The organism is Acidimicrobiales bacterium (assembly GCA_035512495.1).
Lineage (GTDB): Bacteria > Actinomycetota > Acidimicrobiia > Acidimicrobiales > CADCSY01 > DATKDW01.
Genome location: DATKDW010000075.1, coordinates 1 through 23,703 on the forward strand (window position 1 = coordinate 1; position 23,703 = coordinate 23,703).

Here is a 23,703-nt window from a genome sequence, read left to right on the forward strand (position 1 = left end):
CCACATCGGCTTCTTCGTCGAGTACACCCTTGCCGGTGCCGGCGGCGACCAGGCCGGTCAGGACCAGGCCCGAGCCGAGCTCGATGGCTACCGCACCGAGTTCGGTGCCTTCATCGAGGGTGCGACCGAGGGTCGCCTCCCGTCCAGCGCCGTCGCCGACGCCCTGGTCCCGCACGTCGAGTCGGTCTTCAGCACCATCGACGCAGTGCTCGAGGGCTCGCCGGAGACCTTCCCCCGTCTCCGTGAGGCTGCCGGCCACATGCCCGGCACCGCCCAGACGCTCGCCGGTGGGATCCTCGGCTGATGCCGCATCCGCCTGCCGGAGGAACGATCTCCGGTAGGTCGTCACCCCCCAGCTGACGATGTGAGGCCCGCCCCTCGGGGTGGGCCTCACATCGTCGCCAGCACCCACCACAACCCACCAACAGGAGCTCCCATGCGAAACCCCCGACAGCTCATCGCCGCCCTCGCCCTCGCCTCGGTCACCATCCTCGCTGCATGCGGCGGCGACCAGGACCCGGCGCTCGACCGCGACCAGGACACCAACACCGAGGGCAACGCCGCCCCGACCGACGACGGTGCCGTCCCCGAGCCCGGACCCGGTGGGGGCGAGACCGTCTTCATCGACACCTTCATCTTCCGCCCGGACCCCATCACCGTCCCGGCCGGCACCACGGTCAGTTGGATCCAGAACGACAGCACCACCCACACGGTGACGTCAGGTGACCGCGACGCCGGGCCCGACGGTCTCTTCGACGCCAGCCTGGCGAAGGGCGAGACCTACGAGCACACCTTCGACGAGCCCGGCACCTTCGACTACTTCTGCACCCTCCACAGCGGCCCGGGCATGACCGGCCAGGTCATCGTCGAGTGATGTCTGCAGAGGGTGGGAGGACCCGTCGGCGACAGGACCCGTGAGCCTCAAGGGCCTTCGGAGGTGGGCTGGTCGTTCTCCGGCGGGGAGGTGGTGGTCGTCGGCCGGCTGGTGAAGACCGCGTAGTCGGTCCGCGAGAGTGGGGTCGCGGTGCTGACGCCGTTGCCATCGGGCACCTCGCGGGGCTCGCCGTCGACCGCGATGAGGATCCGGTTCACCTCCGGCACCGCGGTGGCCGTCCAGACGATCTGCGCCAGGGCACGGCGGAGAGGCTCGCCTGTCACGTTGTCGATGCTCGAGCTCAGGTCGATGGTGACGATGCCGGCTTCCGGCGCCGAGAAGTCCCGGAGCTCCGTGCCGCTCGGGATGGAGCTGCGCAGGCCCTCCTCGGCCTCTGCGGTGCTGACCTGCTCGAGGAGGCTCTCCAACGCCCGCCCGATGGTGAGCGGCGCCTCGACCTCCCGCCGGACCTGGGTGAGCACGCCGTCACCGTCGACCAGGTACACCGATGCCGGCACGGTTGCCGCCACCGGCGACGTCGTGGTGGTGGTGGTGCTTGGGTCGAGGAGCCCGAAGGGGACCTGGTCGCTCGAGATGGCCCGGGGCTCACCGTCGCTGCCCGTGCCGCAACCGGCCACCGCGAGGGCCATCGCCATGGCCACGAGGCCGCTGCGGTGCGCCCTCATGCCGGTTCCCCAGCCCGCGCCTGAACGTCGGCCAGGTCCTGGTCGGCGTCATCTCCGTGCGCCGCCGTGACGGGAAGGGCGACCACGAAGCGCGCACCGGGCTGGCCGTCGCCCCGCTCCTCCACCCACACGCGCCCGCCGTGGAGCTGCACGTGCTCCTTGACGAGGGCGAGTCCGAGACCCACCCCGTCGCTCGTGCCCCGATGGCCGGCGGCCGACGCCGCGCGGGAGAAGCGGTCGAAGATCCGCTCCCGATCGGTCGGTCCGACTCCGGGCCCGAGGTCCTCCACCACGATGCGGGCCTCGTCGTCGATGTGCTCGACCACCACGGCGCTGGCGCCGCCGGCGTACTTCTCGGCGTTGGAGAGCAGGTTGGTGATCACTCGCACCATCCGGCGTTTGTCGGCCTCGACCGTGAGCGACGACGCGGTGGGGTCCACGCGCACGGCCACATCGGAGCCGGTGGTGGCCACGGCGTGGCGCACCAGCTCGTCGATGCGGACGTGGTCCCGCTCGAGATGGGCGGCGCCGGCGTCGAAGCGGGAGATCTCGAGGAGGTCCTCGACCATCGCCGAGAAGCGCTGCACGTCGGCGACGAGCAGGTCGAGAGCGAACTGCGCGCGGGCGGGCATCTCCTCGCGGCGGCCCTGGAGCACCTCGATGGAGGCGCTCAGGGTCGTCAGCGGCGAGCGCAGCTCGTGGCTCACATCGGACGCGAAGCGCGCGTCGCGCTCGATGCGCTCCTCGAGGGCGCTGGCCATCTCGTTGAAGGAGGCGACGAGCGTGCCGAGGTCGGGGTCGTCGTTGCGCGCCAGGCGCGTGTCGAGGCGACCGCCGGCGATGGCCACCGCGGCGGCGCTGACGTCTGCCAGGGGACGCAGCACCCGGCGGCTGCCGGTGGTGCCGATGGCCGCCCCCGCCAAGGTGGTGAGCACCGCCGCCGCCGTGAGGGCGGTGGCGAGGTTGTTGAGGGCGGCGTCGACGTCGCCGAACGAGGTGATCTCGAAGTAGGAGGCACCGACGGCGCGGATGGGGACACCGATGGCGTAGTGGGTCTCGCCGTCGAGGGTGTAGCGCTGGCGGACCGTGGCCCCGTCGCTGATGACCGCGTCGCGCAGCTCCACGGGCATCTGGTCGCGACCCTTGCTCTGGTTCGAGGCGAACCACTCGTCGTCGTGGTGCAGCACCGGGTTCCCCCCACCGGGGTTCTGGAGCGTCTCGATCAGCTCGATGCGAGGTGTGTCGGCCGATCGGAGCCCGTCGCGAACCTGGCTGGCGTTCTGGAAGGCCTGGCTGGTGGCGGTGGACTCCCGCTGGCGGACGATGTTCTCGCGAACCAGGCCATAGGCGGCGACCGACAGCACGACCGACAGGAGCAGCGCGCCCAGGGCGAAGGCCGCGGTGACGCGGGCACGCAGCCCGAGCAGGAGGCGACGGCGGCGACCGCCGTCGCCCGGCTCCTTGTCGAGCTGCTGCGCGTCGACGACCACGCCGGTCAGACCTGGAGCTTGTAGCCGAGCCCGCGCACGGTGACCACGTGGCGCGGGTTGGCGGCGTCGCCCTCGACCTTGGTGCGGAGCCGGCGGACGTGCACGTCGACGAGCCGGCCGTCACCGAAGTAGTCGTAGCCCCAGACCCGGTCGAGCAGCTGCTCGCGGCTGAAGACCCGCCCGGGAGTGGAGGCGAGCTCGCAGAGCAGGCGGAACTCGGTCTTGGTGAGGTGCACCTCCTCGCCTCCGCGGCGCACCACACCCTCGTCGGGGATGATCTCGAGGTCACCGAAGTTCAGGTGGGTGCTTCCGGGCGCCGCTGGGCGGGCACGGCGGAGCAGGGCGCGGATCCTCGCCGAGAGCTCCTTCGGCTGGAAGGGCTTGGTGACGTAGTCGTCCGCCCCCGCCTCGAGGCCGGCGACCACGTCGTGGGTGTCGGCCCTCGCCGTGACCATCAGGATGGGGACGTCGCTGGTCTTGCGGATGGCGCGGCAGACCTCGAAGCCGTCGATGCCCGGCAGCATGAGGTCGATGAGGACGACGTCGGTCGGTGCGGAGGCGAAGGCCTCGATGCCGCCCTCGCCGCTCTCCGACTCGACGACCTCCCAGCCTTCGTCCTCGAGTGCCATGCGCACGGCCGTACGGATGCGCTCGTCGTCCTCGACGGTCAGGATGCGTGTACCCACCCGCGAAGGATGCCGCATCTGGGAGGTCGGGGGAAGCCACCCCGTGCGGTCAGGCCTCGAACGCCCCCGCTCGCGTGAGGAGCGCCCGCAGCGGATCGCTGATGCCGGGCGCCGATGCGAAGGCGAAGTCACCGGACACGGGGCCTCCGTGGAGGTCGTCGGTGACCGCACCGGCCTCCGAGGCGATGAGGGCGCCGGCGGCGTGGTCCCAGGGGGCGAGGCCCTTCTCGTAGAAGGCGTCGAGCCGGCCGCAGGCCACCCAGCAGAGGTCGACGGCGGCCGCGCCGCTCCGGCGGATGTCGCGGACGGCAGGCAGGACGGGGGCGAGCACCGCGGCCTGCAGTCCACGCCGGCGGGGGTCGTAGGCGAAGCCGGTGCCCACCAGTGCCTGGGCCAGGTCGTCGATGTCGTTGGCGTGGATGGGGGTGCCGTCGAGCGTCGCGCCGGCCCCCCGGACGGCGGCGAAGGTCTCCCCCTGGCTCGGGTCGACCACGACTCCAACGACGGCTGAGCCGTCGAGCTCGGCGGCCACCGAGACGGCGAACACGGGCAGGCCGTAGAGGTAGTTGGTGGTGCCGTCGAGGGGGTCGACCACCCACCGGACCCCCGAGGTGCCCGTTTGCTCGGCCCCCTCCTCGCCGAGGATGCCGTCGTCGGGGCGGGCCTCGAGGAGCGCCTCGACCACCAGGCGCTCGGCGTCTCGGTCGACATCGCTGACCATGTCGGTGGAGGAGCTCTTGGTGGTGACCTCCGAGCGGGCGGCGAGGCGGCGCTCCCGCAGCAGCGCAGCCGCGTCGCAGGCAACGGTGAGGGCCAGCTCGAGCAGCTCGTCGGGGTTGGGTCGGGGCACGAACCGCACCCTACGGGGCCGGCTCCGGTGCGGCGGTAGCCTCGCTTGGGTCATGGCCGAGCTCCTGGAGGACATCCCGGTACGGGCGCTCGCCGTCTACGCCCACCCTGACGACCCCGAGATCTCGTGCGGGGCGACCCTCGCCCGCTGGGCAGCGGCCGGTTGCGAGGTGCACGTGGTGGTGGCCGCGCAGGGGGAGAAGGGCTCGCTCGACCCCGCCACCGACCCCGTCGCCCTCGCCGCCCGGCGGGCGGATGAGGCCCGTGCCGCGGCCGCGGCCCTGGGCGTGGCCGGCGTCGAGCTGCTCGGCCATCCCGACGGCGACCTCGACCGCGTGCCGGAGCTGCGTGGTGAGCTGGTCGGGCTCATCCGTCGCCTCCAGCCGGAGGTCGTCGTCTGCCCCGACCCCACCGCCGCCTTCTTCGGCGACGGCTACGTGAACCACGTCGACCACCGTGCCCTCGGTTGGGCGACGCTGGACGCCGTGGCGCCAGCCGCCGCCTTCCCCCTCTACCACCCGGGGGAGGGCGCAGCGCACCAGGTGGGCGTGGTGCTGCTCTCCGGCAGCCTCGAACCCGATGTCTGGGTCGACGTGAGCGGGTCCATCGACGCCAAGGTGGCGGCACTGTTCTGCCACGAGAGCCAGCTGGAGGACGGCGCCGACTCGTGGCTCGCTGACTTCGTGCGGCAGCGAGCAGCCGAGGAGGGTGCCCGCGTCGATGCCGGGCTCGCCGAGGGCTTCCGCCGCCTCCGCTTCATCCGTGAGTAGGCGGCGTCAGGATGCGTCGGGTTGTTCGAGCTCACGGCGCCACTCGGCCATGGCGCGGAGGACGAGCACCGAGATGACGGCGACGCCGCCCGCGCCCATGGCGGCGCCGGCGACGGTGCCGACGCCGACGACCGTGGTGCAGCCGCGCTCGGCAACGCTCTGGCGACGGATCGTCGTGGCCGGGCCGGTGGTGGGCGTCTCGCCCTCGGCCGGCTGGTCGGGCACGACCACGGTTGCGGAGACGCCGCACTGCAGGTCGGTCACGGCGTAGCCGATGAGGCCCCCGCAGAGCCCGCCGAGGACGATGGCGAGGAAGGCCAGGGCGCGAGCCGTCACCGACGGCAGCGCGGTGGGGGTGTAGGCCCGGGCCACGGGCACGTTCGACTTGTCGGGCACTGCCCCATGGTACGGATGCCGTCGGTCCGCGCCAGGGTCGGCCTCAGACGAGCAGCGATGCCACGCCGGTCACCGCCACCACCGAGACCAGGAGGAGGGCCCGCAGCCCGTAGCGCCGGTCCCCCTTCCGGAGCCAGCGGACCGCCAGCCACGCCACCCGCCCGGTGGGCGCGGCGATGAGGAGCACGACCATCGCCTGGGCCGCTGCTTCGCCAGCGTCGCCGGGCGCGGTTGCGCCCACCACGGCGAGGACGAGCGTGACCCAGCTCGCCACCCGCAGGGCGAGGGCCAGCCCACGGTGCCTCGCCGGTGCCCCGCCACCCGACACCGACGCCGTCACCCGCGCACCAGGAGCACGATGCCCACCAGGATGAGGGTGACGCTCAGGGCACGCCGGACCACAGGTGGCGGGAGGACGGACTGGAGGAGCGCCCCCACGCGCCCCCCGAGGAGGGCGCCGGTGACCACGGCAGCACCGGTGCGGGCGTCGATGCGACCCTGGCCGGCGTAGACGGAGAGGGCCGCGGCAGAGGTGATGCCGACGGTGAAGAGCGTGGTGGAGGCTGCCACCTTCGACGGCACGTGCATGATCTCGGTCATCGCCGGAGTCTTGAGGAAGCCACCGCTCACCCCGGAGAGCCCGGCGACCATCCCGGTGACCGACATGGCGGCGGCACCGAGGGCGGGTCGCCTCGCCTGGTACGGCACCACCCCGCCACCGAGGTGGTAGGTCCCCGAGAGCGTTCCCGGCCACTCGCCGGCGACGTCGCCGGCGAAGGTGGCGTCGGCGGTGTTCCGCACCCCACGCCGGAGGCCGCCGGCGAGGGCGGCGACGATGGCGGACACCGCGAGCACCCGGACCACCACCCCGGCGGGGGTGACGCCGGCGAGGAGGGCTCCGCCCACGGCACCGAAGCTGGCGGCGATCTCGAGGGTGATCCCGAGGCGGTGGTGAACGGTGCCCTCGGCCAGCTGCACCGCCCCGGCGGCCAGTGATCCGGCTGCCACCGAGAGGAGCCCGAGGGGGGCGGCCTCGAGCGGATCCATGCCGGTGAGCACCAGGAGGGGGACGAGCAGGACGGCTCCGCCGAGGCCGCCGAGCGCCCCGGCGCCGGCGGTGACGAAGGCCAGGAGGGCGAGGAGGACCAGCTCGATGGCAGCACGGTACCCGGGGTCCGCCGGGAGGCCCGGACGGGGCGCGAGGCTGGCACCGTGGCGGACAGAGGTGCGAGCGGGTCCCACGATTGGCTGCGGCCGGCGGGACCCGTGGGCGACGAAGGTCGTGCGAGGCTGCTCGCCGGGGTGACGCTGGCGGTGGCACGCCACCTCGGCGTGCGGCTGCCCGACCTGGCGCTGCTCTCGGCATGGGGCTCGCCGATCGAGGTGGCGGTCCCCGCCGCCGAGGCATCTCCCTGGCTGGTGGGCGCGGCCGGCCAGGCGCTCCTCGACCGGGACGGCCGCCGCCGTCGCGGGGTCTTCCACACACCTCCCGCGCTCGTGGCGCCCGTCGTCCGCTGGTGCCTCGAGGGAGCACGGCCCGCGAGGGTCTGTGACCCCGCCGTCGGCGGCGGTGCGTTCCTCCTGGGGGTGGCCGAGGAGCTGGCCGGCGGAGGGGAGGCCCGTGCCTCGGTGGTGCGCCGGCTGGTGGGCGTCGACATCGATCCGGTGGCGGCCGCCGCGACCGAGGCCGCCCTCTGCCTGTGGTGCGGCGGCGAGGCGGTCCCCGATGTCTCGGTGGCCGATGCGCTGCTCCGGGACGAGGGGGAGTGGGGCGAGGGCTTCGACCTCGTGGTGACCAACCCCCCGTTCCTCGGACAGCTGGCCCGCGAGACGGCGCGGTCCAGATCCGCCTCGACGTCGCTGCTGGAGCGCTACGGCCCCGCTGCCGGGGGCTATGCCGACGCCGCGACCGTCTTCCTGCTCCTCGGCCGCTCGCTCGTGGCTCCCGGGGGTCGGGTGGCCATGGTGTTGCCCCGGTCGTTCCTGTCGGCCCGCTCGTCCGGCCGGGCCCGTCGTCGGGTGCTCGACGGGGCCTCCCTCGAGCGCCTGTGGCTCCCGGACGCCGGCGCCTTCGACGCGTCGGTGTCGGTCTGCGTGGCGGTCCTGCGGGAGGGCGGGCCTCGGCGCGGCAGCCTGGCGCGGGCGACGGGCACACCGCCGGTCGAGTTGGAGGCCAGCGTCGTCGACGCCGGTGCCCTCGCGGCGGCGCCGACGTGGTCGCACCTGGTGTTCTCCGGCGGTGGTCCGCCGCCGTGCGCCCCGGTGGTCGCCGGCCTGCTCGGCGAGGGGTGCGCGGTCTCCGCCGGCTTCCGAGACGAGTACTACGGGCTCGCCCCCTTCGTCGTCGACGACCCGGGCGGCGACACCGACGACGACTGCTTCGCTCCGCTGGTGACCTCGGGCACGATCGACCCGGCGCGCAGCCTCTGGGGCCGGCGGCCCGTCCGGTATCTCAAACGTCACTGGGTGGCGCCGAGGGTGGACGTGGCGGCACTGCGGGCAGAGAGCGGCCTCGGTGCGTGGGCGACCGGCCAGCTGGTCCCGAAGGTGCTGCTCGCCACCCAGACCCGGGTCCTCGAGGCGGTCGTCGATGATGCGGGCCGCTGGCTGCCGTGCACCCCCGTGATCTCCGTGGTGCCCCCGCCCGATCGGCTGTGGCACGCCGCTGCCGTCCTGCTGTCGCCCGTGGCCAGCGCGTGGGCGGTCCGTACCTACGGCGGTGCCGGGCTGTCCCCGGGAGCCATCAAGCTCAGCGCCGCACAGGTCCGGGCCATCCCCCTCCCTGTCGACGGCGACGCCTGGGCTCGTGCCGCAGGGGAGGTCCGGCGTGCCTCGGCGGTTGACGACCCGGTGGAGCGCCTCGACGCGCTGCTGGCGGCGGCGGCCGCCTCCACCGAGGCCTATGCCGTCACCGACGACGGCCTCGTGGACTGGTGGGCGGGCCGACTCCCGGCCCACCGCTGAACGCGCCGGCCCGAGCGGGGTGCACCATGGATGCCATGGACGCCGTCACCCTCCCGCTGGTCGTCGCCAACGATCGTCCCTGCGTCGACCTCATCACGGCGGATGCCGGCGGCTCGCCGCGGACGCTGCGGGCGCTGGTCGACACCGGGGGAGGTGCGCTGCTGCTGCGACGGTCGCTGGCCGACGGCCTGGGCCTCGGGCTCGGGTTCAGCGTCGAGTCCGACGGGGGCGAGGCGACGTCGGTGGAGCCGCCGGCGCTCGCTGGCGACGGGTTCGGCCTCGACACCGACGGGATCGCCGCGTACGCCATCGACGACGACGCCCAGACCGGGACGGAGTCCGAGAGGATCGACGTGGTCCTCCCGGCGTCGTTGCTGCGCCGTCACGGTGTGGTGATCGACTACCCACGCGGCGAGCTGCGGCTGTCGGCGCCCGACGACCTCCCCGGCACCGGTGTGGCGGTCCCGGTCGACGTCGAGCGGGAGTCGGGCTTCGCTCGAGCGGAGGTCGAGGTGGCGGGGGAGGTCCTCGGCCTGCTCCTCGACACGGGCACCTCGTGCTGCCTGGTCGCCGACCACGTCTTCCGGTCGTGGGAGGCGTCCAACCCCGTCTGGCCTCGCTCGGCGGCGTCGGTCGGCCCGGCCAACATGTCGGGCCTGTCCTTCGAGGCCTCGACCCCGATGCTGCGCGTGCCCGAGGTCTCCTGGGGGGCTTTCACCGTCCCCGGCGTCGCCGTGGCATGGAGGCCCGACTCCGCCTACGGCCGGCTCGTCCCCGGCGTGACCGCTCCCGTGGTGGGCAGCCTCGGCGGGAACCTCCTGCGCCACTTCCGGGTCGAGCTCGCCGTCGCCTCGGGGCTCGTGCGCCTCGAGCAGGGCCGGCCCTTCGCCGAGCCCGACGCCGACATGGTCGGGATGGTGGTCGGCATCGACGCCGACGGCCACCACCACGTGATCGGCACGATCACCGGCCTCGACGACGTCCGGGTTGGTGACCGCCTCCTCGCGGTCGACGGCGAGCCGGTCGCCGGCCTCACCCTCGGCCAGGTCATCGACGCCCTGCGGGGGACCCCGGCGGAGACGGTCCACCACCTCGCCCTCGACCGGGACGGGGAGCTGGTGGAAGCCGAGGGCCCGGTCCTGCGGGTCCTCTGACCGGCCCGGCTGATCCTCCGTCGGGTGGAACGGGCCACCCAGTGACCGAACCCGTCTCAGGCTCGGCGGGTGCCGCCGGTAGCCTCGGTCCCATGCAGGCCGCCCTCCCCGCCAGCGGTGCGTGGCGTCCCGGCGACCCACCCGGACGGCGACGCTTCGCGTGCCTCGGTGCCGACCGCCCCTTCGTGCTCGAGGGCGGCGGGATGCTCACGGACATCTCGCTGGCCTATGAGACGTGGGGATCGCTGAGCCCGGCTGCCGACAACGCGGTCCTGGTGTGCCATGCCCTCACCGGCGACTCCCATGCCGCCGGGCCGCTCATCGACGGCCACCCCGCGCCGGGCTGGTGGGACGGGCTGATCGGCCCGGGCCGGGCGATCGACACCGACCGCCTCTTCGTCGTGTGCGTCAACGTCCTGGGCGGGTGTCAGGGCACCACCGGGCCGGCATCACCCGACCCGGACCCCGCCGCCGAGGGCCGCCCCTACGGCTCGGCCTTCCCGGTCGTGTCGATCCGCGACATGGTGCGGACGCAGGCAGCGGTGGGCAACGAGCTCAGCATCGACCGGTGGCTCAGCGTGGTCGGGGGCTCCATGGGCGGGATGCAGGTGCTCGAGTGGGGGGTGATGTTCCCGGAACGGGTGCGCTCGCTGGTGCCGATCGCCACCGATCTGGCCGCCAGCGCCCAGCAGATCGCGTGGTGGAGCACCGGTCGGCGCATCATCCGCCTCGATCCCCGCTGGCGCGGCGGCGACTACTACGACGCCGGACCTGGTGACGGCCCGAGCGAGGGGCTCGCCATGGCGCGCATGGTCAGCCAGATCACGTTCCGCTCCGACGACGTGTTCACCGATCGCTTCGGGCGCGAGGTGGTCGAGCCCCTCGACGGCTTCAGCCTGTGGCAGCGCTTCCAGGTCGAGCGCTACCTCGAGTACCACGGCGACAAGCTGGCGCGGCGCTTCGACGCCAACTCCTACCTCCTGCTCAGCAAGGCCATGGACCTCCACGACATCGGTCGAGGGCGCGGCGGAGTGGCCAAGGCACTTCGACGCGTCGGCGTCCCGATGCTGGTGATGGGTGTCTCCAGCGACCTCCTGTACCCGACGTACCAGCAACGTCAGATCCGAGACGCGGTCATCGAGGCCGGCGGCACCTGCGACTATGTGGAGATCGACAGCGTCCACGGTCACGACGGGTTCCTGCTCGAGGTGGAGCAGGTGGGTCCGGCCCTGTCGGCGTTCATCGAAGGCGTGGAGAAGGCAGCGTGAACGAGCCCGACGAAGGGGAGCACCACATCGAGACCCGTGCGGTTCGGGCCGGTCGCGACGAACGCTCGCTGGCGCCGCCGCTGTGGGCCACGAGCACCTTCGAGACCGAGTCGCTCGACGAGGGGCTCCGCATGGCCACCTCGCCTCGCGCCACCACCTTCTACGGCCGCCACGGCAACCCCACCGTTGCCGCCTTCGAGGAGGCGGTGTGCGCGCTGGAGGGCGCCGAGGCAGCCCAGGCGTTCGCCTCCGGCATGGGCGCGATCTCCTCGATCGTCCTGGCGATGTGCTCCTCGGGTGATCACGTCGTGGCGCAGCGCCAGCTCTACTCCGCCACCTCGATGCTGTTCCAGATGGTCTGCCCCCGCTTCGGCATCGACGTCACCTTCGTCGATGGCACCGACGCAACCGCGATCGTCGAGGCTGTGGAGCCTGGCCGCACCGTCATGGTGTTCGTGGAGACACCGGCAAACCCGGTGATGCAGCTCGTCGACCTCGACGTCGTGGGGGCCATCAAGGGGCCGGTCACGGTGGTGGACTCGACCTTCGCCGGGCCGATGGTGCAGCGCCCCCTGGACCACGGCGTCGACCTGGTGGTCCACTCGGCCACCAAGGGCCTCTCGGGGCACAACGACGCCACCCTCGGCGTGGCGGCCGGCAGCGCCGACCTCATCAACTGGATCTGGAGCTACCACACGATCCACGGCGCGGTGGCGTCCCCCTTCGACGCCCTCAACGGGCTCCGGGGGATCCGCACCCTGGGCGTGCGGGTCCGCCAGCAGTGCCAGTCGGCCGAGCGCCTGGCCGACCTGCTCGAGGAGCACCCCCTCGTGAGCCGGGTCAACTACCCGGGTCTCGACTCGCACCCCCAGCGCGACCTCGCCAAGCGCCAGATGTCCCTCGGCGGCACCGTGCTCAGCTTCGACATCGTCGGTGGCTGGGAGGCAGGCCGCCGCTTCGCCGAGGCGATGCGCCTCGCCCACCTCGCCACCTCGCTGGGCGGTCCGGACACGCTCGTGACCCATCCCGCCTCCACCACCGCAGCCGGCCTCACCCCGGAGGAGCGCGAGGGGATGGGCATCGGTGACGGTCTGGTCCGCCTGTCGCTCGGCCTCGAGCACGTCGACGACATCATTGCCGACGTCCTCCAGGCCCTTGCCGTGGCGGCCGCCGGCGCCTGAGCGCCGGTGACACCACTCGGTGCTCCCGGTGGACCACCATGGCGACGTCATGTCACGGACGAGCCTGCTGCCCATCATCGCCCTCGTGCTCTTCCTGGCGGCGTGCAGCGGCGATGACGACGCTTCGCCCGCTGATCCCTCCGATCTCTCCCGCGCCACGACCACCACGCTGCCGGACCTCGACCTGTCGCTGACCCGGTCGGAGCTGGTGAGCGACAGCGCCGCTCGATCCGAGCTCACCGACCCCGTGCGCGCCGAGGTGCTCGGCGTGGTGGAGGAGCTGCTGGAATCGGCGTCGCTCACCCCGATGGTCACCGGCTCGGTCGTTGGTGACCTCGGTGCCCTGTTCACCACCGATGCCGGTGAGCGTGCCGGTGGACCCGACCGTCACCTCATGATCGACGAGGGCCTGCCCCGCAGCTTCCGGGTCGAGGTGCTCCGCTCCGATGTCGGCCTCACCGGGTTGGGTGGGGCGGTCGAGCCGGTGCAGATGGTGGTCGCCCGGGTACGCCTCGAGCTCCGCAGCGTGAGCTGGCGTGGGGTCGAGGTGGCGCGGGTGGCGCGCTCTGGAGACCTCACCCTCATCCCGACCGACGACGGCTGGCGGATCTCGGAGTACCAGGTATCGGTGGAGCGCGATGTCGCCCCGCGGGCCCAGCGCAGGGCAAGGGGCTCACGATGGACGGCCGTCGAGCCGGACGGCGACGACTGATGGCGCGCCGGGTGCTCTGCGCCGCGCTGGTGCTCGTGGTCGGACTCGCCGGTCTGGTCGGAGCCGACATCCAGCGCGACCGCCAGGCCGCCGGTCTGGTGCTCCACAAGGTGACGCCCGCGGGGAGGGCAACCTACGAGACCGGTGGTCCCGAGGGCCCGGTGTTCATCTTGGCGGTGGGGAGCGACGAGCGGCCCGGGTTGTCCGGGCGACGGGCCGACGGCCTCCACGTCGTCGGGCTGAACGCCGCCGAGGGTCGGGCCACCATCTTGAACCTGCCTCGGGATACCTGGGTCCAGATCCCGGGTCGATCGGCCGGGCGCATCAACGAGGCGCTCAACGGGGGCCCCGGGCTGCAGGCGCGGACCGTCGAGGCGCTCACCGGGATCCCAATCTCCTATGTGCTCACCACGACCTTCGTGGGCCTCGAGGCCATGGTCGACGCCATCGGGGGGGTGGAGGTCGACGTCGCCGTCGACCACAACGACGGCAACTCTGGTGCCAACTTCCGCCCTGGTCGGCACCTGCTGAGCGGCCACCAGGCGCTCGCCTTCACCCGCAACCGCCACATCCCCGGCGGCGACGTCTCCCGGACCGCCAACCAGGGCCAGTTCATCATCCACGCCCTCGAGGCCCTCCAGGCGCGGGGGACGTCACCCACCCATGTGATCGACCACCTCGACCTCCTGTTCCGCAACGTCCGGACCGAGGGCGTCAGCCCCGTCGAGCTGTACCGACTCGGCCGCGCCGCCCTCGCAATCCAGCCTGGTGCCGTGCGCAACTTCACGATGCCCGCCCGGCTCGGCTTCGTCGGCTCTTCGTCGGTGGTCTTCGCCGGGCCCGGCGCCCCCGCCGTGTTCGCCGACATGGCCGACGACGCCATCCTCCAGGCCCACTGAGCACCGGTGCGCGCACACCTCACCGGGGGACGCACCTCGTGGTCGTGCCCGGAGCACCAGCGGTGACGCGGGCACGTCTGGCCCGGGCCGCTGCCCTCGTCGCGGCTGTCGTGATGGGTGTGGCGCTCGTCGCCGGTGCGGCCACGGCCCAGGAGGACGAAGGAACGGAGGAGCCGACCGAGGAGACGACCACCACCGAGGCGCCGCTGCTGCCGCTGCCGACGACCACCACCCAGGCGCCGACGACCACGACGACGGCGCCCACGACCACCACGTCCTCGACGACGACGTCCTCCACGACGGCCACCACGGCGACCACCGACGACCCCTTCACCGGTGACACGGATCGGCCCGACGACGGCCGGACCACCACCACCGCCCCGACAGCGCCCCTCCCCGGCGAGGCGCCGGGCGCCACCACCTCCACCGTGTCGGACGAGGACGAGTCGCCGGCCGGGGGGTCGGCCGACCAGGGGCTGAGCACCACCGCCATGGTCCGCATCGTGATCGGTGGCCTGCTCGGGGTGGCCGCCGGGCTCACGGCGCTGACCGTCGTGTACTACCGGGCGACCGACCCGCGGCGGGTGCAGGGCGAGGACACCGGGGCCACCTAACCGGAAGTGGCGATGCTGCCGGCGGCCGGTGTGGTGCGGGCAACGTGCACGAGGAGGAGCGCCCCGGCAAGGCAGAGGAGAGCCGGGGTGCCGTAGGCGGCACCGAAGCCGGCCCGGTCGGCGATCAGGCCGATCAGGTAGGCGCCACCTCCCGTCCCGATGTCCATGAAGGCGGTGAACGATCCGAGGGCCTCGCCACGCTCGTGGTCCTCCACCCGGTCGACGGTGAAGGCCATGAGGGCCGGGAAGATCAGGGAGAACCCCGCCCCGAAGATGGCCACCCCGAGGAAGGTGGTCGCCGGCTGCTGCACGAGGGCGAGGAGACCGAGCCCTCCGGCGGCCAGCCCCATCCCGGGCAGGGCAACCGCCGTGCGGCCGTAGGTGTCGGCCAGCCGGCCCGACACGAGGCGCACGGCAAGGATGGTGACGGCGAAGGTGGCGTAGACAGCGCCGCCGGAGTCGAGGCCGACCTCCCGGGCGTAGAGGCTGGAGAACCCCGTGACCGATGCGTAGCCCATCCCCGTCGTCATCAGCACCAGGCCGGGGCCCACGGCCGCGGGGTGCAGCAGCCGCCGTGCCGCCCTGCCGAGCTCGGCTCGCCTGGCCATGGCGGCGCTGCCGCTCTCGGGCAGCAGCCAGATGCAGACCGCTCCGACGGCGCCCAGGCCGGCGGCGGTGAGCCACACCGAGGGGAAGCCGAGGTTGCCGGCCAGCCACTCGGCCAGCGCCGGCCCGGTGGCGAAGCCGCCGTAGAGGAACAGCGAGAAGCGGGCGATGGCCGCAGCCCGGTGCTCCAGGGGCGCGAGGTCGGTCGCCACCGCGGCGGCGGTCGTGTAGAAGGTGCCGCCCGAGACGCCCTGGACCAGCCGGAGGACGACGATGGTCACCACATCGTCGGCCGCCAGGAAGCCGAGCGACGAGACCGTCAGGATGGCGAGGGCGCCGAGGAGGAAGGGCCGGCGGCCCCGGGCATCGATCGAGCGCCCGACCCATGGACGGCAGAGCAGGGCGCTGATGGAGAAGGCGCCCACGGCGAGGCCCACCGAGCCCTTGCTCGCCGCCAGCTCGTCCTCCACGAAGAGCTGGATGGCCGAGAAGTACATGCCGAAGGCGGTGAAGTTGGCCAGGGTGGCGGCGTAGAGCAGCCAGAGGCCGGTGCGGGGGGAGGCGGCGACGGGGGAAGGGGGCGGCGACGGCACAGCGTGCTGACCGTACCGGCGGCCCAGTGCTGCTCCCACATCCGTCGGCTGCCGTGTCGCTAGGGTCGCGGCATGGCCGACGAGCTCGATGTCGACGCGATGATCGCCCGGTTCCGGGACCGTGCCCACGCGGTGAAGGACCGCCCGCTCCCCCCGATCGCGGGCGCGGAGCGCCAGCAGTTCATCGACCAGGCCCAGAAGGACTTCATGGACTTCGCCATGGTGGGCGACGCCACGTGGGAGATCGACGACGGTGTCCTGGTGCTCCGCATCGACCTCCGCCCTGGCAAGGAATAGGTCTGCTTCGTCCCCTTCGATCTGCTATTTCTCGGTGTCGTCTGTCACACTTCGAGGGACGGGTGCGCGAGCACCCACCTTCGAGCCGAGAGAAGACAGCCGTGCAACGACTCACCGGAATGGACGCCACCTTCCTGTACATGGAGACGCCGACCGCGCCCATGCACGTGGCCGGGACCTATGTCTACGACCCGAGCACCACGCCAGGCTTCGACTACGACACCATCCGCGACGAGATCGAGCGACGGCTGCACCTCCTGCCGCCCTACCGCCGTCGCCTCGTCGAGATCCCCTTCCAGCTCCACCACCCGCTGTGGATCGAGGATCCCGACTTCGACCTCGACTACCACCTGCACCGCATCGCCGTGCCCGCCCCCGGGGGGCAGAAGGAGCTGAACGAGCTCGCCGCCGACATCCACTCCCGTCCCCTCGACCGCACGCGCCCCCTGTGGGAGTTCTGGATCGTGGAGGGCCTCGAGGACGGTCACGTGGCAGTGGTGGCCAAGACCCACCACTGCGCCATCGACGGCGCATCGGGTGTCGACATCACGGTGAACCTCCTCGACCTCGAGCCGGAGCCCCAGGAGATCGCGCCGCCAGAGAAGCCGTGGGCGCCCGACCGGATCCCGAGCGACCCCGAGCTGGTCGGCTGGGCGCTGAGCTCACTGGCCCGTCAGCCGATCTCGGCGATCAAGGCGGTCCGGCGCACCGTCGAGGCCGGCCTCAACATCCGCAGCCGCAACCGCAAGCCCGACGCCAAGGCGCCGCCGGCACCGTTCAGCGCGCCCCGCACCTCGATCAACGAGGCGATCACCGCGAGGCGGACCTTCGGCACGGCCGACATCTCCCTCGACGACATCAAGACCATCCGCAAGGGCCTCGGCGGCACGGTCAACGACGTGATCCTGGCCCTGTGCGCGGGCACCCTGCGCAACTACTTCGACCGCCAGGGCGAGGAGCCCGAAAAGGCGCTGGTCGCCATGTGCCCCATCTCCATCCGCACGGAGGACCAGAAGGACACCATGGGCAACCAGGTGTCGAGCATGCTCGTGTCGCTGGCCACCGACATCGACGACCCGGTCGAGCGGCTCCGGACGATCTCGGCGGGGACGGGCAACGCCAAGGACCAGGCTGGTGCCATCGGTGCCGACACCCTGGCGAACTGGGCGGAGTTCGCGGCCCCCGCGGTCGCTGCCCGCGCCGCCCGGCTGTACTCGCGCATGAAGGTGGCCAACCGCCACCGGCCCATCTTCAACGTCACCATCTCCAACGTCCCCGGCCCGCAGGTGCCGATCTACATGAACGGCGCCAAGCTCGTCCGCTGGTACCCGATGGGGCCCATCGCCGACGGCAGCGGGCTCAACATCACGGTGATGAGCTACCTCGGCACGGTGCACTTCGGCCTCGTGGCGTGCGCCGACACCGTCCACGACGTGCAGTCGATCGCCGACGGGATCCACGACGCCCTCAAGGACCTGCTGGTTGCAGCGGAGTCCGCGTAGGGTCCGCATCGATCTGACGGCCGTGTTGCTCCTTGGTAGGGTGACGGCCCACGCGGACGTGGCTCAGTGGTAGAGCATCACCTTGCCAAGGTGAGGGTCGCGGGTTCGAATCCCGTCGTCCGCTCCACGAAGGTGCAGGTCAGGGAGGGTCTCAGACCCTCCCTGACTCGCGTCCGGGGGCGAGTTGGCCAACTTTGGCCAACTGGGGGAGTGCCCCCGTTACCGTTCTGGTCATGCGAGGCAGCCTGGAGAAGCGGGGCAGGAGCTCCTGGCGGGTGCGCGTCTACATCGGCGCGGACCCGGTCACGGGGACCAAGCGGACCGTGTCGCGAACAGTCGTTGGGTCGAAGCGTGATGCAGAGGACGTCCTCAACCGGCTGCTGCTCGAGGCTGGCGACGGGCGGCACCTGGCTTCGGGTCTGACCGTCGGCGACCTCCTCGACCAGTGGTGGCCCATGAAGCGGCCGACCCTGAGCCCGACGACCGCACGAGACTGGGACTCGTGCCTCCGGCTCCACGTGCGCCCGCACGTCGAGGGCATGCCGTTGCACAAGTTCCGGGCGATGGACATGGACCGCTACAAGCGGTTGGGCGAGGCCGGCGTGGGCCCGCAACGCGTCCGCCGGGTCCACACGATCTTGTCCACGGCCCTCGGCCAGGCGGTCCGGTGGGAGATGATCGCCGCCAACCCAGCGCTGTCTGCGAGTCCGCCCGAAGTGAGGGAGCGCCAGGTGCAACCTCCGTCGCCTGCCGTGGTAGCCGCGTTCTACGAGGGCCTCGAAGCCGATGACGCCGACCTCGCGATGTTCGTCTGGCTGGCCAGCTTCACCGGCGCCCGTCGAGGTGAGCTCTGCGCCCTCCGGTGGGCCGACATCGACCTGCTCGACGGGTCGTTGCTCATCTCCCGTGCGCTCGTCGATGGCGGTGGCACGCTCGTCGAGAAGGACACCAAGACCCACCAGTCCCGGCGCATCGCCCTCGGGCACGAGACCGTCGCCAAGCTCGTCACCTACCACGATGTCGCCATCGAGCGTGCCGCTGCGTGCGGTACCTCGTTGCGTGACGAGGCCTTCGTCTTCACCAACGCCGTCGACGGTGCAACGCCCTGGTGGCCCGACTCCGTCACCCATCGGTTCATCCGCGCTCGCCGTCAGGCCGACTTGCCGGAAGGTCTCCGGCTCCACGACCTCAGACACTTCTTGGCGACCCGAATGATCTCGTCTGGCATCGACGTCCGGACCGTCTCGGGCCGGCTCGGTCACCGTCGGACCTCGACGACCACCGATCGTTACGCCGCCTTCGTGCCTGCCGCCGACCGTGCGGCAGCCGCTGCGTTCGAGGAGGCGTTCCTCGCGTAGGTGCATCCCCCGCTACGGACCCTTCTTCGGCTGGGCCGGGTCCCCGGAGCTGCGACCAGGAACGTTGAGGTTCTCGTTGAGGTTCCTTGGCGCGTACGTGTCAGAGAAATCAAGAGTTCCTGGATCGGACCGTCGCGGTAAGGGGTCGACGATGACCGTATCCAGAGCATGGATGAGACACAGGAACGGTCGGTGCTGTCCGCCGGGGACCGGTGGGCGTTTTCGGTGACGGAGGTAGCGGTGCGGTTGGGGATCTCCCGGGCGCATGCCTACCGGATGGTGGCCACGGGCGAGCTCCCGGTGGTGCGCCTCGGGGGTCGGATGGTGGTCCCGGTCCACCGGCTCCGCTCCCTGCTCGGAGAGACCCTCGACGAACCTGTCGAGCCGGGCGCGTTGAGGGTGGTCAGCGCGGCCGGCACCTCGGGTGCAAGTGCGTCAGGTCGCTTGGACGGGTTTCCGGGGTCGTGATCCGAGCGGTTGGTACCTGGCACCTGCTCGAGGCCAGGGGCAAGTACCCTGAGGACAGCAGTCAGTTCTTAGGCGAGGTGTCAGATGGCGATGCGCCACGACGAGCTCAGCGAAGAGGAACTCGCTCGCAAGCACGCGGTCGAACGCTCCTGGGAGGTCGCGCAGCAGGCGTTGGCCAATCCCGAGTTTCGCCAGTACCTCGATGAGTCCATCGAGCGGGTGAACCGTTCAACGGCGCCTCCTCTCACCAGCGACGAGTTCTTGGCGCAGACGACGCCGGCAACGGAGTAGTGGCGCTTCGCGACATCGGAGCCTTCCACGCCTGGGTCGAGAGCGAGTCTCCGAGCCCAGCGGCCCAGAGCGCTGCCCGTACGTTCATCGCTGAGCTTGGCGATCGACCCTGGCGTGCGCCGAGCGTGCCGGTCGCGGAGCTCTCTGAGCAACCGGAGTACGAGGTGCGTTCCGCCACCATCACCGTCGCGGGCGAGCACGACGTGTCGATCTGGTGGATGCACGTCTACGCCACCGCTGTTGTCGACTTGATCGCCGTGACCAATCGCTGAGTCCAGTGCTCCCGAGGCGCCGTTAGGGGCGGGCCTGGGATGACGGCGACGGGTCGTTCGGAGCGGGCGATAGGTGGGCAGTCGATGTACCCTCCTCATCCGTGTGGCGGCAGGTTCTCGGGGGCATCGCATTGGTTGTCGTCGCCGGGTGCACCGGCGACGAGCCCCCGATGGCATCGGACTCGGCACGGCCGTCCGTCCCCTCCGCAAACGCCGCTGAGGGCGCTTTCGACCATGAGCTCGTTACCGAGGACTTTCGAGCGACAGTTCGCTGCGGTGCGAGCCACGGGCCACCGTCCATGGCTGAAGGAAGCTTCGAGAACCGCAGCGATCTCACGGCAGCGTTCCAAGTGTGGGTGGTGTGGCGAGCGAACGGATCCGGCGTGGATGTGTCGAGCGGGCCGACCGGTGTCGTGGCGCCGGGCGAGACCGGCACATGGATGACCCAGGCGCCCACCGCGTCGGTCGATGACTGCGAAGTGGGCTGCGTCATGCCGATCGACCCGGGTCGCCCGAACGACGCAGCCGAGAACTGCAGCGGCGCCCCGTTCTGAGGTCGTAGGCGCGATTCCACTGCCCCGAGTCGACTGAGCTGTGTCAGGCGACGTCAGGGAGCTCGGCCAAAGTCGTCCTCAAGACGCTCGATGTCGTCCTCGCCGAAGTAGTCGCCGTGTTGAACCTCGATGAAGACGAGCAACTCGCTTCCGGTGTTGGCGATGCGGTGGGCAGCGCGCTTCGGGATGTCGACGGCCTCCCCGGCCTCGAGCTGAACGTCTGTTCCGTCCAGGGTGACGTGACCTCGTCCTGCGACGACGAACCAGTGCTCGCCTCGGCGCTCATGACGCTGGTAGCTGAGACGCTGACCGGGCGACACCTCGATGCGCTTCACCTTGTGGGTTGGTGAATCTTCAAGGACCTCGTAGCAACCCCAGGGCCTCTCGTCTCGCTCGCGTTCCATGCGCACAGTCTGACCCAGTCTCATAGGGGGCACGCTGAGCACCAACCGCTTGATGTCCACGACGGATCTCGACGACGGGCTTCATCGATCTGCCGAACGCGCGCTACCTGCGTCGCGAGATGACGGCCAGCGCGGCCACAAACGAGAGTCCGCCGACGAAGCCGATCAGCGACCAAGGTTGACCGTCGCCGCCACGAGCGATCTCGATCAAGAAGCCGAGAATCACGGTGAGAACGACGGCGTAGTACGAGACGAGTGCGGCCTCCTTGCCGATGGCGTGCTCGCGTTCGTCCTGGGAGCGGCTTCGGAGCGTCCCCCACGGGGTGAGCGCCATGGCGATCCCGAAGGCGGCGCAGAGGGGAAGTGAGATCACCGCGAGCTGTGCGTTGCCTCCCGCAAGTGCCGCTCCTGCCACGAGGGCACCCAAGCCCAGCGAGTAGGCCACGAACCACCATCTGGGTTCACGCTTCGTCATCGAACATCTCCTCAACACTTGTTCCAAAGAACCGAGCGGCGCGCAGCGCGAGCGGAAGGGAAGGGATGTACCGACCGACCTCGATGGAGTTGATCGTCTGACGCGACACTCCGAGCCGTCCGGCCAGCTCTCCTTGAGAGAGGCCTCTGGCTTCGCGCAGCTCTCTCACTCGGCTCTGCATTGCTATCAAGTGTGCTTGTCAGGCGGATCTGAGTCAAGCCGGCTTGTCAGACGTGGGGCTCCCGCGCGACGCCCTGCACCTTAGTGATCGGGGCACCCTCCGGCGGCCGAAGGCGACTCCTCCGTCCCGCCGCGACCGACCAGATCGGCGATCTCGTGGTCACGGGTCCGCCTACAGAGGGTTGTCGCTCATCCAAAGGAGCGGGCCAGCGGTCGGGTGGTCTTGCGCGCCGGTCACTTGGAAGCCGGTGCGTTGATAGCAACGCAGGGCGTGCAGGTTCCCCGCGGCGACCGCCAGACGAAGCTCGAGTCCCGTCGTGGCCGCGACTCGGTGCCGCACGAACCCGACGAGAGCATCGGAGACACCTTCTCCGCGGCGGGCCGGATCGACCCACAAGCCGATGAGCTCGAGGAAGTCAGCGTGAGGAGACCATCCGATGAGTCCCACCGCCTCGTCGGCAACCATGGCGATCGCGCGCCGCTCTGCTCGCCTCCGCCAAAGGCCCTCCGAGTCGTTCCGTTCCTGGTCGAAGGTGGAGACGAACGAATCCGAGCTCTCCGCAAGCGCCGCCAACCGGAGTTCTCGAAGGACGGCCCAGTCGTCACTCTCCAACGCGCGCACCACCACCTCGGCCATGCAAAATGATGGCAGGCCCGGAACCGCATACGCGCCGTTCGGGACGGCTCCGGTCCGACCGCTCGGCGTCGTTCGTTGCGGACGATAGGTGCAGCGCCAAGGTGGCGGGGCCTGCGCGAGCATCATTCGGCGCGCTGATGCCGCGAATCTCAGCCGAGCAGACCGAGTTGTCGAGCGAGGCCCATGTCGTCAAAGTAGACCCACTCCTCCACACACAATCCCTCTGCGTACCGCTCGATCGCCACGAAGCCGACGTCGACAGATCGGCAAGTGGGTGACACGCCTGCAAAATCGCCCTCGTGGGTTCCAGTGAGGCGAATTCGAGAGACGACCTGGTCGTCTTCGGCGACCTGATCCTCGATCAGCATCGCAAGGTCGGGAAAGGCGCCCAAGAGACCCTCGGCCATCGCGACGAAGCCCTCTACTCCATGAATCGGCTTTGGCCTGCTCGTGAAGTGGCCGACGTAGTCGGGTGCGATCCAGTCAGCGATGACGCTTCGGTCTCGGCGGTTCCAGAGCGCCTCGTAGTACCGACGGGTCTTGTCGGCGTTCTCCTCGGTGATGGTCATGGTCTCCCCTTCCACTCGCAGCAAACAGTAGATGCACGGTGCGCTATCGACGGCTAGGCCGAGCCGCTCCGACGTGCCGTTGCCCGGCGGGTGGAGCTCCCGGACCCGGCCAGTGACGTCCCGATCGCCGCTGGAGAAGCGATAGGGACGGCTCGGTCGGCATGGTCGTCCGGTCTATCGTGCGGGTGATCGGTGCGCGGCGTACCAGCACTTGCAGAGTGAGGATCTGGCTCAGGATCGCCAGCTAGTTCGATCACCGGCCTCGCAAGGCGGTATGTCCGGTGCTCGTGCCGTCAGCCGTCTGATCCGGCATCGCCGGACGAGGTTCGTGGGGTGGTCTCGCCGATGACCTCCACGAGGCCGGCACAATCTGTGACGGTGACGGTGAGCGCCGAGTGAGGTGTGAAGCCGATTACTCGTGGCACCCGGTCGCGGAAGTGAACGCACACGCCACGCTCCGCATTGGTGCCGAACGTCAAGCCGTCATCGACGCGTGACAGGCGTGCACCGATGGCCTTGTACCAACGGTACCCCTCGGTCACGTGGCCGCCGATCACATTGTCGCGGGTGGTCTCGAGCTTCAGCATGCCGAACGTGGCGCGGAAATCCTCGTCGGTCAGTGTGACGCCGTCTCGGCCGGGCCACGCGGCCAGGGGCGCCCACAGTGGTGCGTAACGCATGTCGAATCGATAAGGAAAGAACGTGCGTGGCTCTTCGGATCCACTCATGCGGTTGTCTCGATCATCGCACTAGTCTGTCCGGTGCGCTGCGTCACAGGCTGTCGCGAACTCTGGCGGGTCGGAAGCGCACCATACGCGCCGTTCGGTGCCCCTGGACAATTCGCTGGCGGCGTGATTCGGGGCGCGTGTTAGGTAGCCGTCGATGACCGATGAACCGGTAACCCGGACGGTGCTCGTGGATGCGATCTCCGCGCTGTCTCTGGAGGGCGCGCCC

General features: G+C 71.0%; 30 protein-coding genes and 1 tRNA gene. 17 read left to right on the top strand and 14 right to left on the bottom strand.

Translation table 11 applies throughout. From position 1 onward, the window contains the following. Window positions 1–304 (top strand): hypothetical protein (locus tag VMN58_10995; protein HUF33720.1); only part of this gene is annotated, 304 nt, incomplete at its 5' end. A gap of 132 nt (window positions 305–436) precedes the next feature. After that, complete coding sequence (locus VMN58_11000; protein HUF33721.1) at window positions 437–874, top strand: cupredoxin family copper-binding protein; 438 nt, start codon at window positions 437–439, stop codon at window positions 872–874. Window positions 875–921: 47 nt separating this feature from the next. On the opposite strand, the gene VMN58_11005 is transcribed toward VMN58_11000, so the two are convergent. Genes VMN58_11005 through VMN58_11020 form a run of 4 tightly spaced genes read right to left on the bottom strand, consistent with a single transcriptional unit; the run spans window position 922 to window position 4,586 of the window. After that, complete coding sequence (locus VMN58_11005) at window positions 922–1,560, bottom strand: GerMN domain-containing protein (GenBank protein ID HUF33722.1); 639 nt, start codon at window positions 1,558–1,560, stop codon at window positions 922–924. Next, on the bottom strand, window positions 1,557–3,050 hold the full coding sequence (locus VMN58_11010; GenBank protein HUF33723.1) for a HAMP domain-containing sensor histidine kinase: 1,494 nt from the start codon (window positions 3,048–3,050) through the stop codon (window positions 1,557–1,559). Before VMN58_11010 ends, VMN58_11005 begins: the two co-directional genes overlap by 4 nt. 5 nt (window positions 3,051–3,055) lie before the next feature. After that, window positions 3,056–3,736, bottom strand: coding sequence for a response regulator transcription factor (locus tag VMN58_11015; protein ID HUF33724.1), 681 nt, complete (start codon window positions 3,734–3,736; stop codon window positions 3,056–3,058). A gap of 49 nt (window positions 3,737–3,785) precedes the next feature. Next, window positions 3,786–4,586, bottom strand: coding sequence for an inositol monophosphatase family protein (locus VMN58_11020; protein HUF33725.1), 801 nt, complete (start codon window positions 4,584–4,586; stop codon window positions 3,786–3,788). Window positions 4,587–4,638: 52 nt separating this feature from the next. Here VMN58_11020 and VMN58_11025 point away from each other — a divergent pair, with 52 nt between their 5' ends. Then, window positions 4,639–5,355, top strand: a complete 717-nt coding sequence (locus VMN58_11025) for a PIG-L deacetylase family protein (GenBank protein HUF33726.1) — start codon at window positions 4,639–4,641, stop codon at window positions 5,353–5,355. 6 nt (window positions 5,356–5,361) lie between these two features. Here VMN58_11025 and VMN58_11030 read toward each other — a convergent pair whose 3' ends face one another. From VMN58_11030 to VMN58_11040, 3 genes are read right to left on the bottom strand one after another with little or no spacing between them, the layout of a single operon-like run. Continuing rightward, entirely contained in the window at window positions 5,362–5,751 is a 390-nt protein-coding gene (locus VMN58_11030) for a hypothetical protein (protein ID HUF33727.1), read from the bottom strand. A 43-nt stretch (window positions 5,752–5,794) separates the two neighbouring features. Further along, entirely contained in the window at window positions 5,795–6,091 is a 297-nt protein-coding gene (locus VMN58_11035) for a hypothetical protein (protein HUF33728.1), read from the bottom strand. Next, window positions 6,088–6,993: a sulfite exporter TauE/SafE family protein gene (locus VMN58_11040; GenBank protein ID HUF33729.1), complete on the bottom strand. Its 906-nt coding sequence runs from the start codon at window positions 6,991–6,993 to the stop codon at window positions 6,088–6,090. Before VMN58_11040 ends, VMN58_11035 begins: the two co-directional genes overlap by 4 nt. 24 nt (window positions 6,994–7,017) lie before the next feature. Between VMN58_11040 and VMN58_11045 the strand changes: the two genes are divergently transcribed. The 7 genes from VMN58_11045 (at window position 7,018) to VMN58_11075 (ending at window position 14,543) form a co-directional block, all read left to right on the top strand. Beyond that, window positions 7,018–8,715 carry an N-6 DNA methylase gene (locus tag VMN58_11045; protein ID HUF33730.1) on the top strand — a complete coding sequence of 566 codons (1,698 nt, stop codon included), beginning with the start codon at window positions 7,018–7,020 and terminating at the stop codon, window positions 8,713–8,715. A gap of 35 nt (window positions 8,716–8,750) precedes the next feature. Then, the gene (locus tag VMN58_11050) at window positions 8,751–9,869 is read left to right on the top strand and encodes a PDZ domain-containing protein (protein ID HUF33731.1); all 1,119 of its coding nucleotides are present in this window, start codon (window positions 8,751–8,753) and stop codon (window positions 9,867–9,869) included. Between the two features lie 92 nt (window positions 9,870–9,961). Then, the gene (locus VMN58_11055) at window positions 9,962–11,137 is read left to right on the top strand and encodes a homoserine O-acetyltransferase (GenBank protein HUF33732.1); all 1,176 of its coding nucleotides are present in this window, start codon (window positions 9,962–9,964) and stop codon (window positions 11,135–11,137) included. Then, on the top strand, window positions 11,134–12,318 hold the full coding sequence (locus tag VMN58_11060) for a PLP-dependent aspartate aminotransferase family protein (protein HUF33733.1): 1,185 nt from the start codon (window positions 11,134–11,136) through the stop codon (window positions 12,316–12,318). The genes VMN58_11055 and VMN58_11060 overlap by 4 nt, the downstream gene beginning before the upstream one ends. Window positions 12,319–12,367: 49 nt before the next feature. Then, window positions 12,368–13,030, top strand: a complete 663-nt coding sequence (locus VMN58_11065) for a hypothetical protein (GenBank protein HUF33734.1) — start codon at window positions 12,368–12,370, stop codon at window positions 13,028–13,030. Continuing rightward, window positions 12,997–13,929 (top strand): LCP family protein, encoded by a 933-nt coding sequence (locus VMN58_11070; protein HUF33735.1) that lies wholly within the window; start codon window positions 12,997–12,999, stop codon window positions 13,927–13,929. Before VMN58_11065 ends, VMN58_11070 begins: the two co-directional genes overlap by 34 nt. 62 nt (window positions 13,930–13,991) lie before the next feature. Further along, on the top strand, window positions 13,992–14,543 hold the full coding sequence (locus VMN58_11075; protein ID HUF33736.1) for a hypothetical protein: 552 nt from the start codon (window positions 13,992–13,994) through the stop codon (window positions 14,541–14,543). Here the strand turns inward: VMN58_11075 and VMN58_11080 are convergent. Further along, the gene (locus tag VMN58_11080; GenBank protein ID HUF33737.1) at window positions 14,540–15,742 is read right to left on the bottom strand and encodes an MFS transporter; all 1,203 of its coding nucleotides are present in this window, start codon (window positions 15,740–15,742) and stop codon (window positions 14,540–14,542) included. The two genes, VMN58_11075 and VMN58_11080, sit on opposite strands and share 4 nt — an antisense overlap. A gap of 72 nt (window positions 15,743–15,814) precedes the next feature. Here VMN58_11080 and VMN58_11085 point away from each other — a divergent pair, with 72 nt between their 5' ends. From VMN58_11085 to VMN58_11115, 7 genes are all read left to right on the top strand, one after another. Next, window positions 15,815–16,039 carry a hypothetical protein gene (locus tag VMN58_11085; GenBank protein HUF33738.1) on the top strand — a complete coding sequence of 75 codons (225 nt, stop codon included), beginning with the start codon at window positions 15,815–15,817 and terminating at the stop codon, window positions 16,037–16,039. 101 nt (window positions 16,040–16,140) lie between these two features. Then, complete coding sequence (locus tag VMN58_11090; GenBank protein ID HUF33739.1) at window positions 16,141–17,541, top strand: wax ester/triacylglycerol synthase family O-acyltransferase; 1,401 nt, start codon at window positions 16,141–16,143, stop codon at window positions 17,539–17,541. A 52-nt stretch (window positions 17,542–17,593) separates the two neighbouring features. Further along, window positions 17,594–17,668, top strand: a tRNA-Gly gene (locus VMN58_11095). 106 nt (window positions 17,669–17,774) lie between these two features. Next, window positions 17,775–18,899 (top strand): tyrosine-type recombinase/integrase, encoded by a 1,125-nt coding sequence (locus VMN58_11100; GenBank protein ID HUF33740.1) that lies wholly within the window; start codon window positions 17,775–17,777, stop codon window positions 18,897–18,899. Between the two features lie 552 nt (window positions 18,900–19,451). Continuing rightward, on the top strand, window positions 19,452–19,658 hold the full coding sequence (locus VMN58_11105) for a hypothetical protein (protein HUF33741.1): 207 nt from the start codon (window positions 19,452–19,454) through the stop codon (window positions 19,656–19,658). After that, window positions 19,658–19,930 (top strand): hypothetical protein, encoded by a 273-nt coding sequence (locus VMN58_11110; protein ID HUF33742.1) that lies wholly within the window; start codon window positions 19,658–19,660, stop codon window positions 19,928–19,930. Before VMN58_11105 ends, VMN58_11110 begins: the two co-directional genes overlap by 1 nt. Window positions 19,931–20,031: 101 nt before the next feature. Continuing rightward, on the top strand, window positions 20,032–20,484 hold the full coding sequence (locus tag VMN58_11115; GenBank protein ID HUF33743.1) for a hypothetical protein: 453 nt from the start codon (window positions 20,032–20,034) through the stop codon (window positions 20,482–20,484). A 53-nt stretch (window positions 20,485–20,537) separates the two neighbouring features. Here the strand turns inward: VMN58_11115 and VMN58_11120 are convergent, their stop codons facing one another. The 6 genes from VMN58_11120 to VMN58_11145 form a co-directional block, all read right to left on the bottom strand. Then, window positions 20,538–20,948 carry a phosphomannose isomerase type II C-terminal cupin domain gene (locus VMN58_11120; protein ID HUF33744.1) on the bottom strand — a complete coding sequence of 137 codons (411 nt, stop codon included), beginning with the start codon at window positions 20,946–20,948 and terminating at the stop codon, window positions 20,538–20,540. Between the two features lie 43 nt (window positions 20,949–20,991). Then, window positions 20,992–21,363, bottom strand: coding sequence for a hypothetical protein (locus VMN58_11125; protein ID HUF33745.1), 372 nt, complete (start codon window positions 21,361–21,363; stop codon window positions 20,992–20,994). Beyond that, window positions 21,350–21,544 (bottom strand): helix-turn-helix transcriptional regulator, encoded by a 195-nt coding sequence (locus tag VMN58_11130; protein ID HUF33746.1) that lies wholly within the window; start codon window positions 21,542–21,544, stop codon window positions 21,350–21,352. The genes VMN58_11125 and VMN58_11130 overlap by 14 nt, the downstream gene beginning before the upstream one ends. Window positions 21,545–21,715: 171 nt before the next feature. Continuing rightward, window positions 21,716–22,180 (bottom strand): GNAT family N-acetyltransferase, encoded by a 465-nt coding sequence (locus tag VMN58_11135; GenBank protein HUF33747.1) that lies wholly within the window; start codon window positions 22,178–22,180, stop codon window positions 21,716–21,718. A 149-nt stretch (window positions 22,181–22,329) separates the two neighbouring features. Next, a complete protein-coding gene (locus VMN58_11140) occupies window positions 22,330–22,749 on the bottom strand; it encodes an ester cyclase (protein ID HUF33748.1) in 420 nt (139 codons plus the stop codon). Between the two features lie 293 nt (window positions 22,750–23,042). After that, window positions 23,043–23,477 carry a hypothetical protein gene (locus VMN58_11145; protein HUF33749.1) on the bottom strand — a complete coding sequence of 145 codons (435 nt, stop codon included), beginning with the start codon at window positions 23,475–23,477 and terminating at the stop codon, window positions 23,043–23,045. Window positions 23,478–23,703 lie beyond the last annotated feature (226 nt).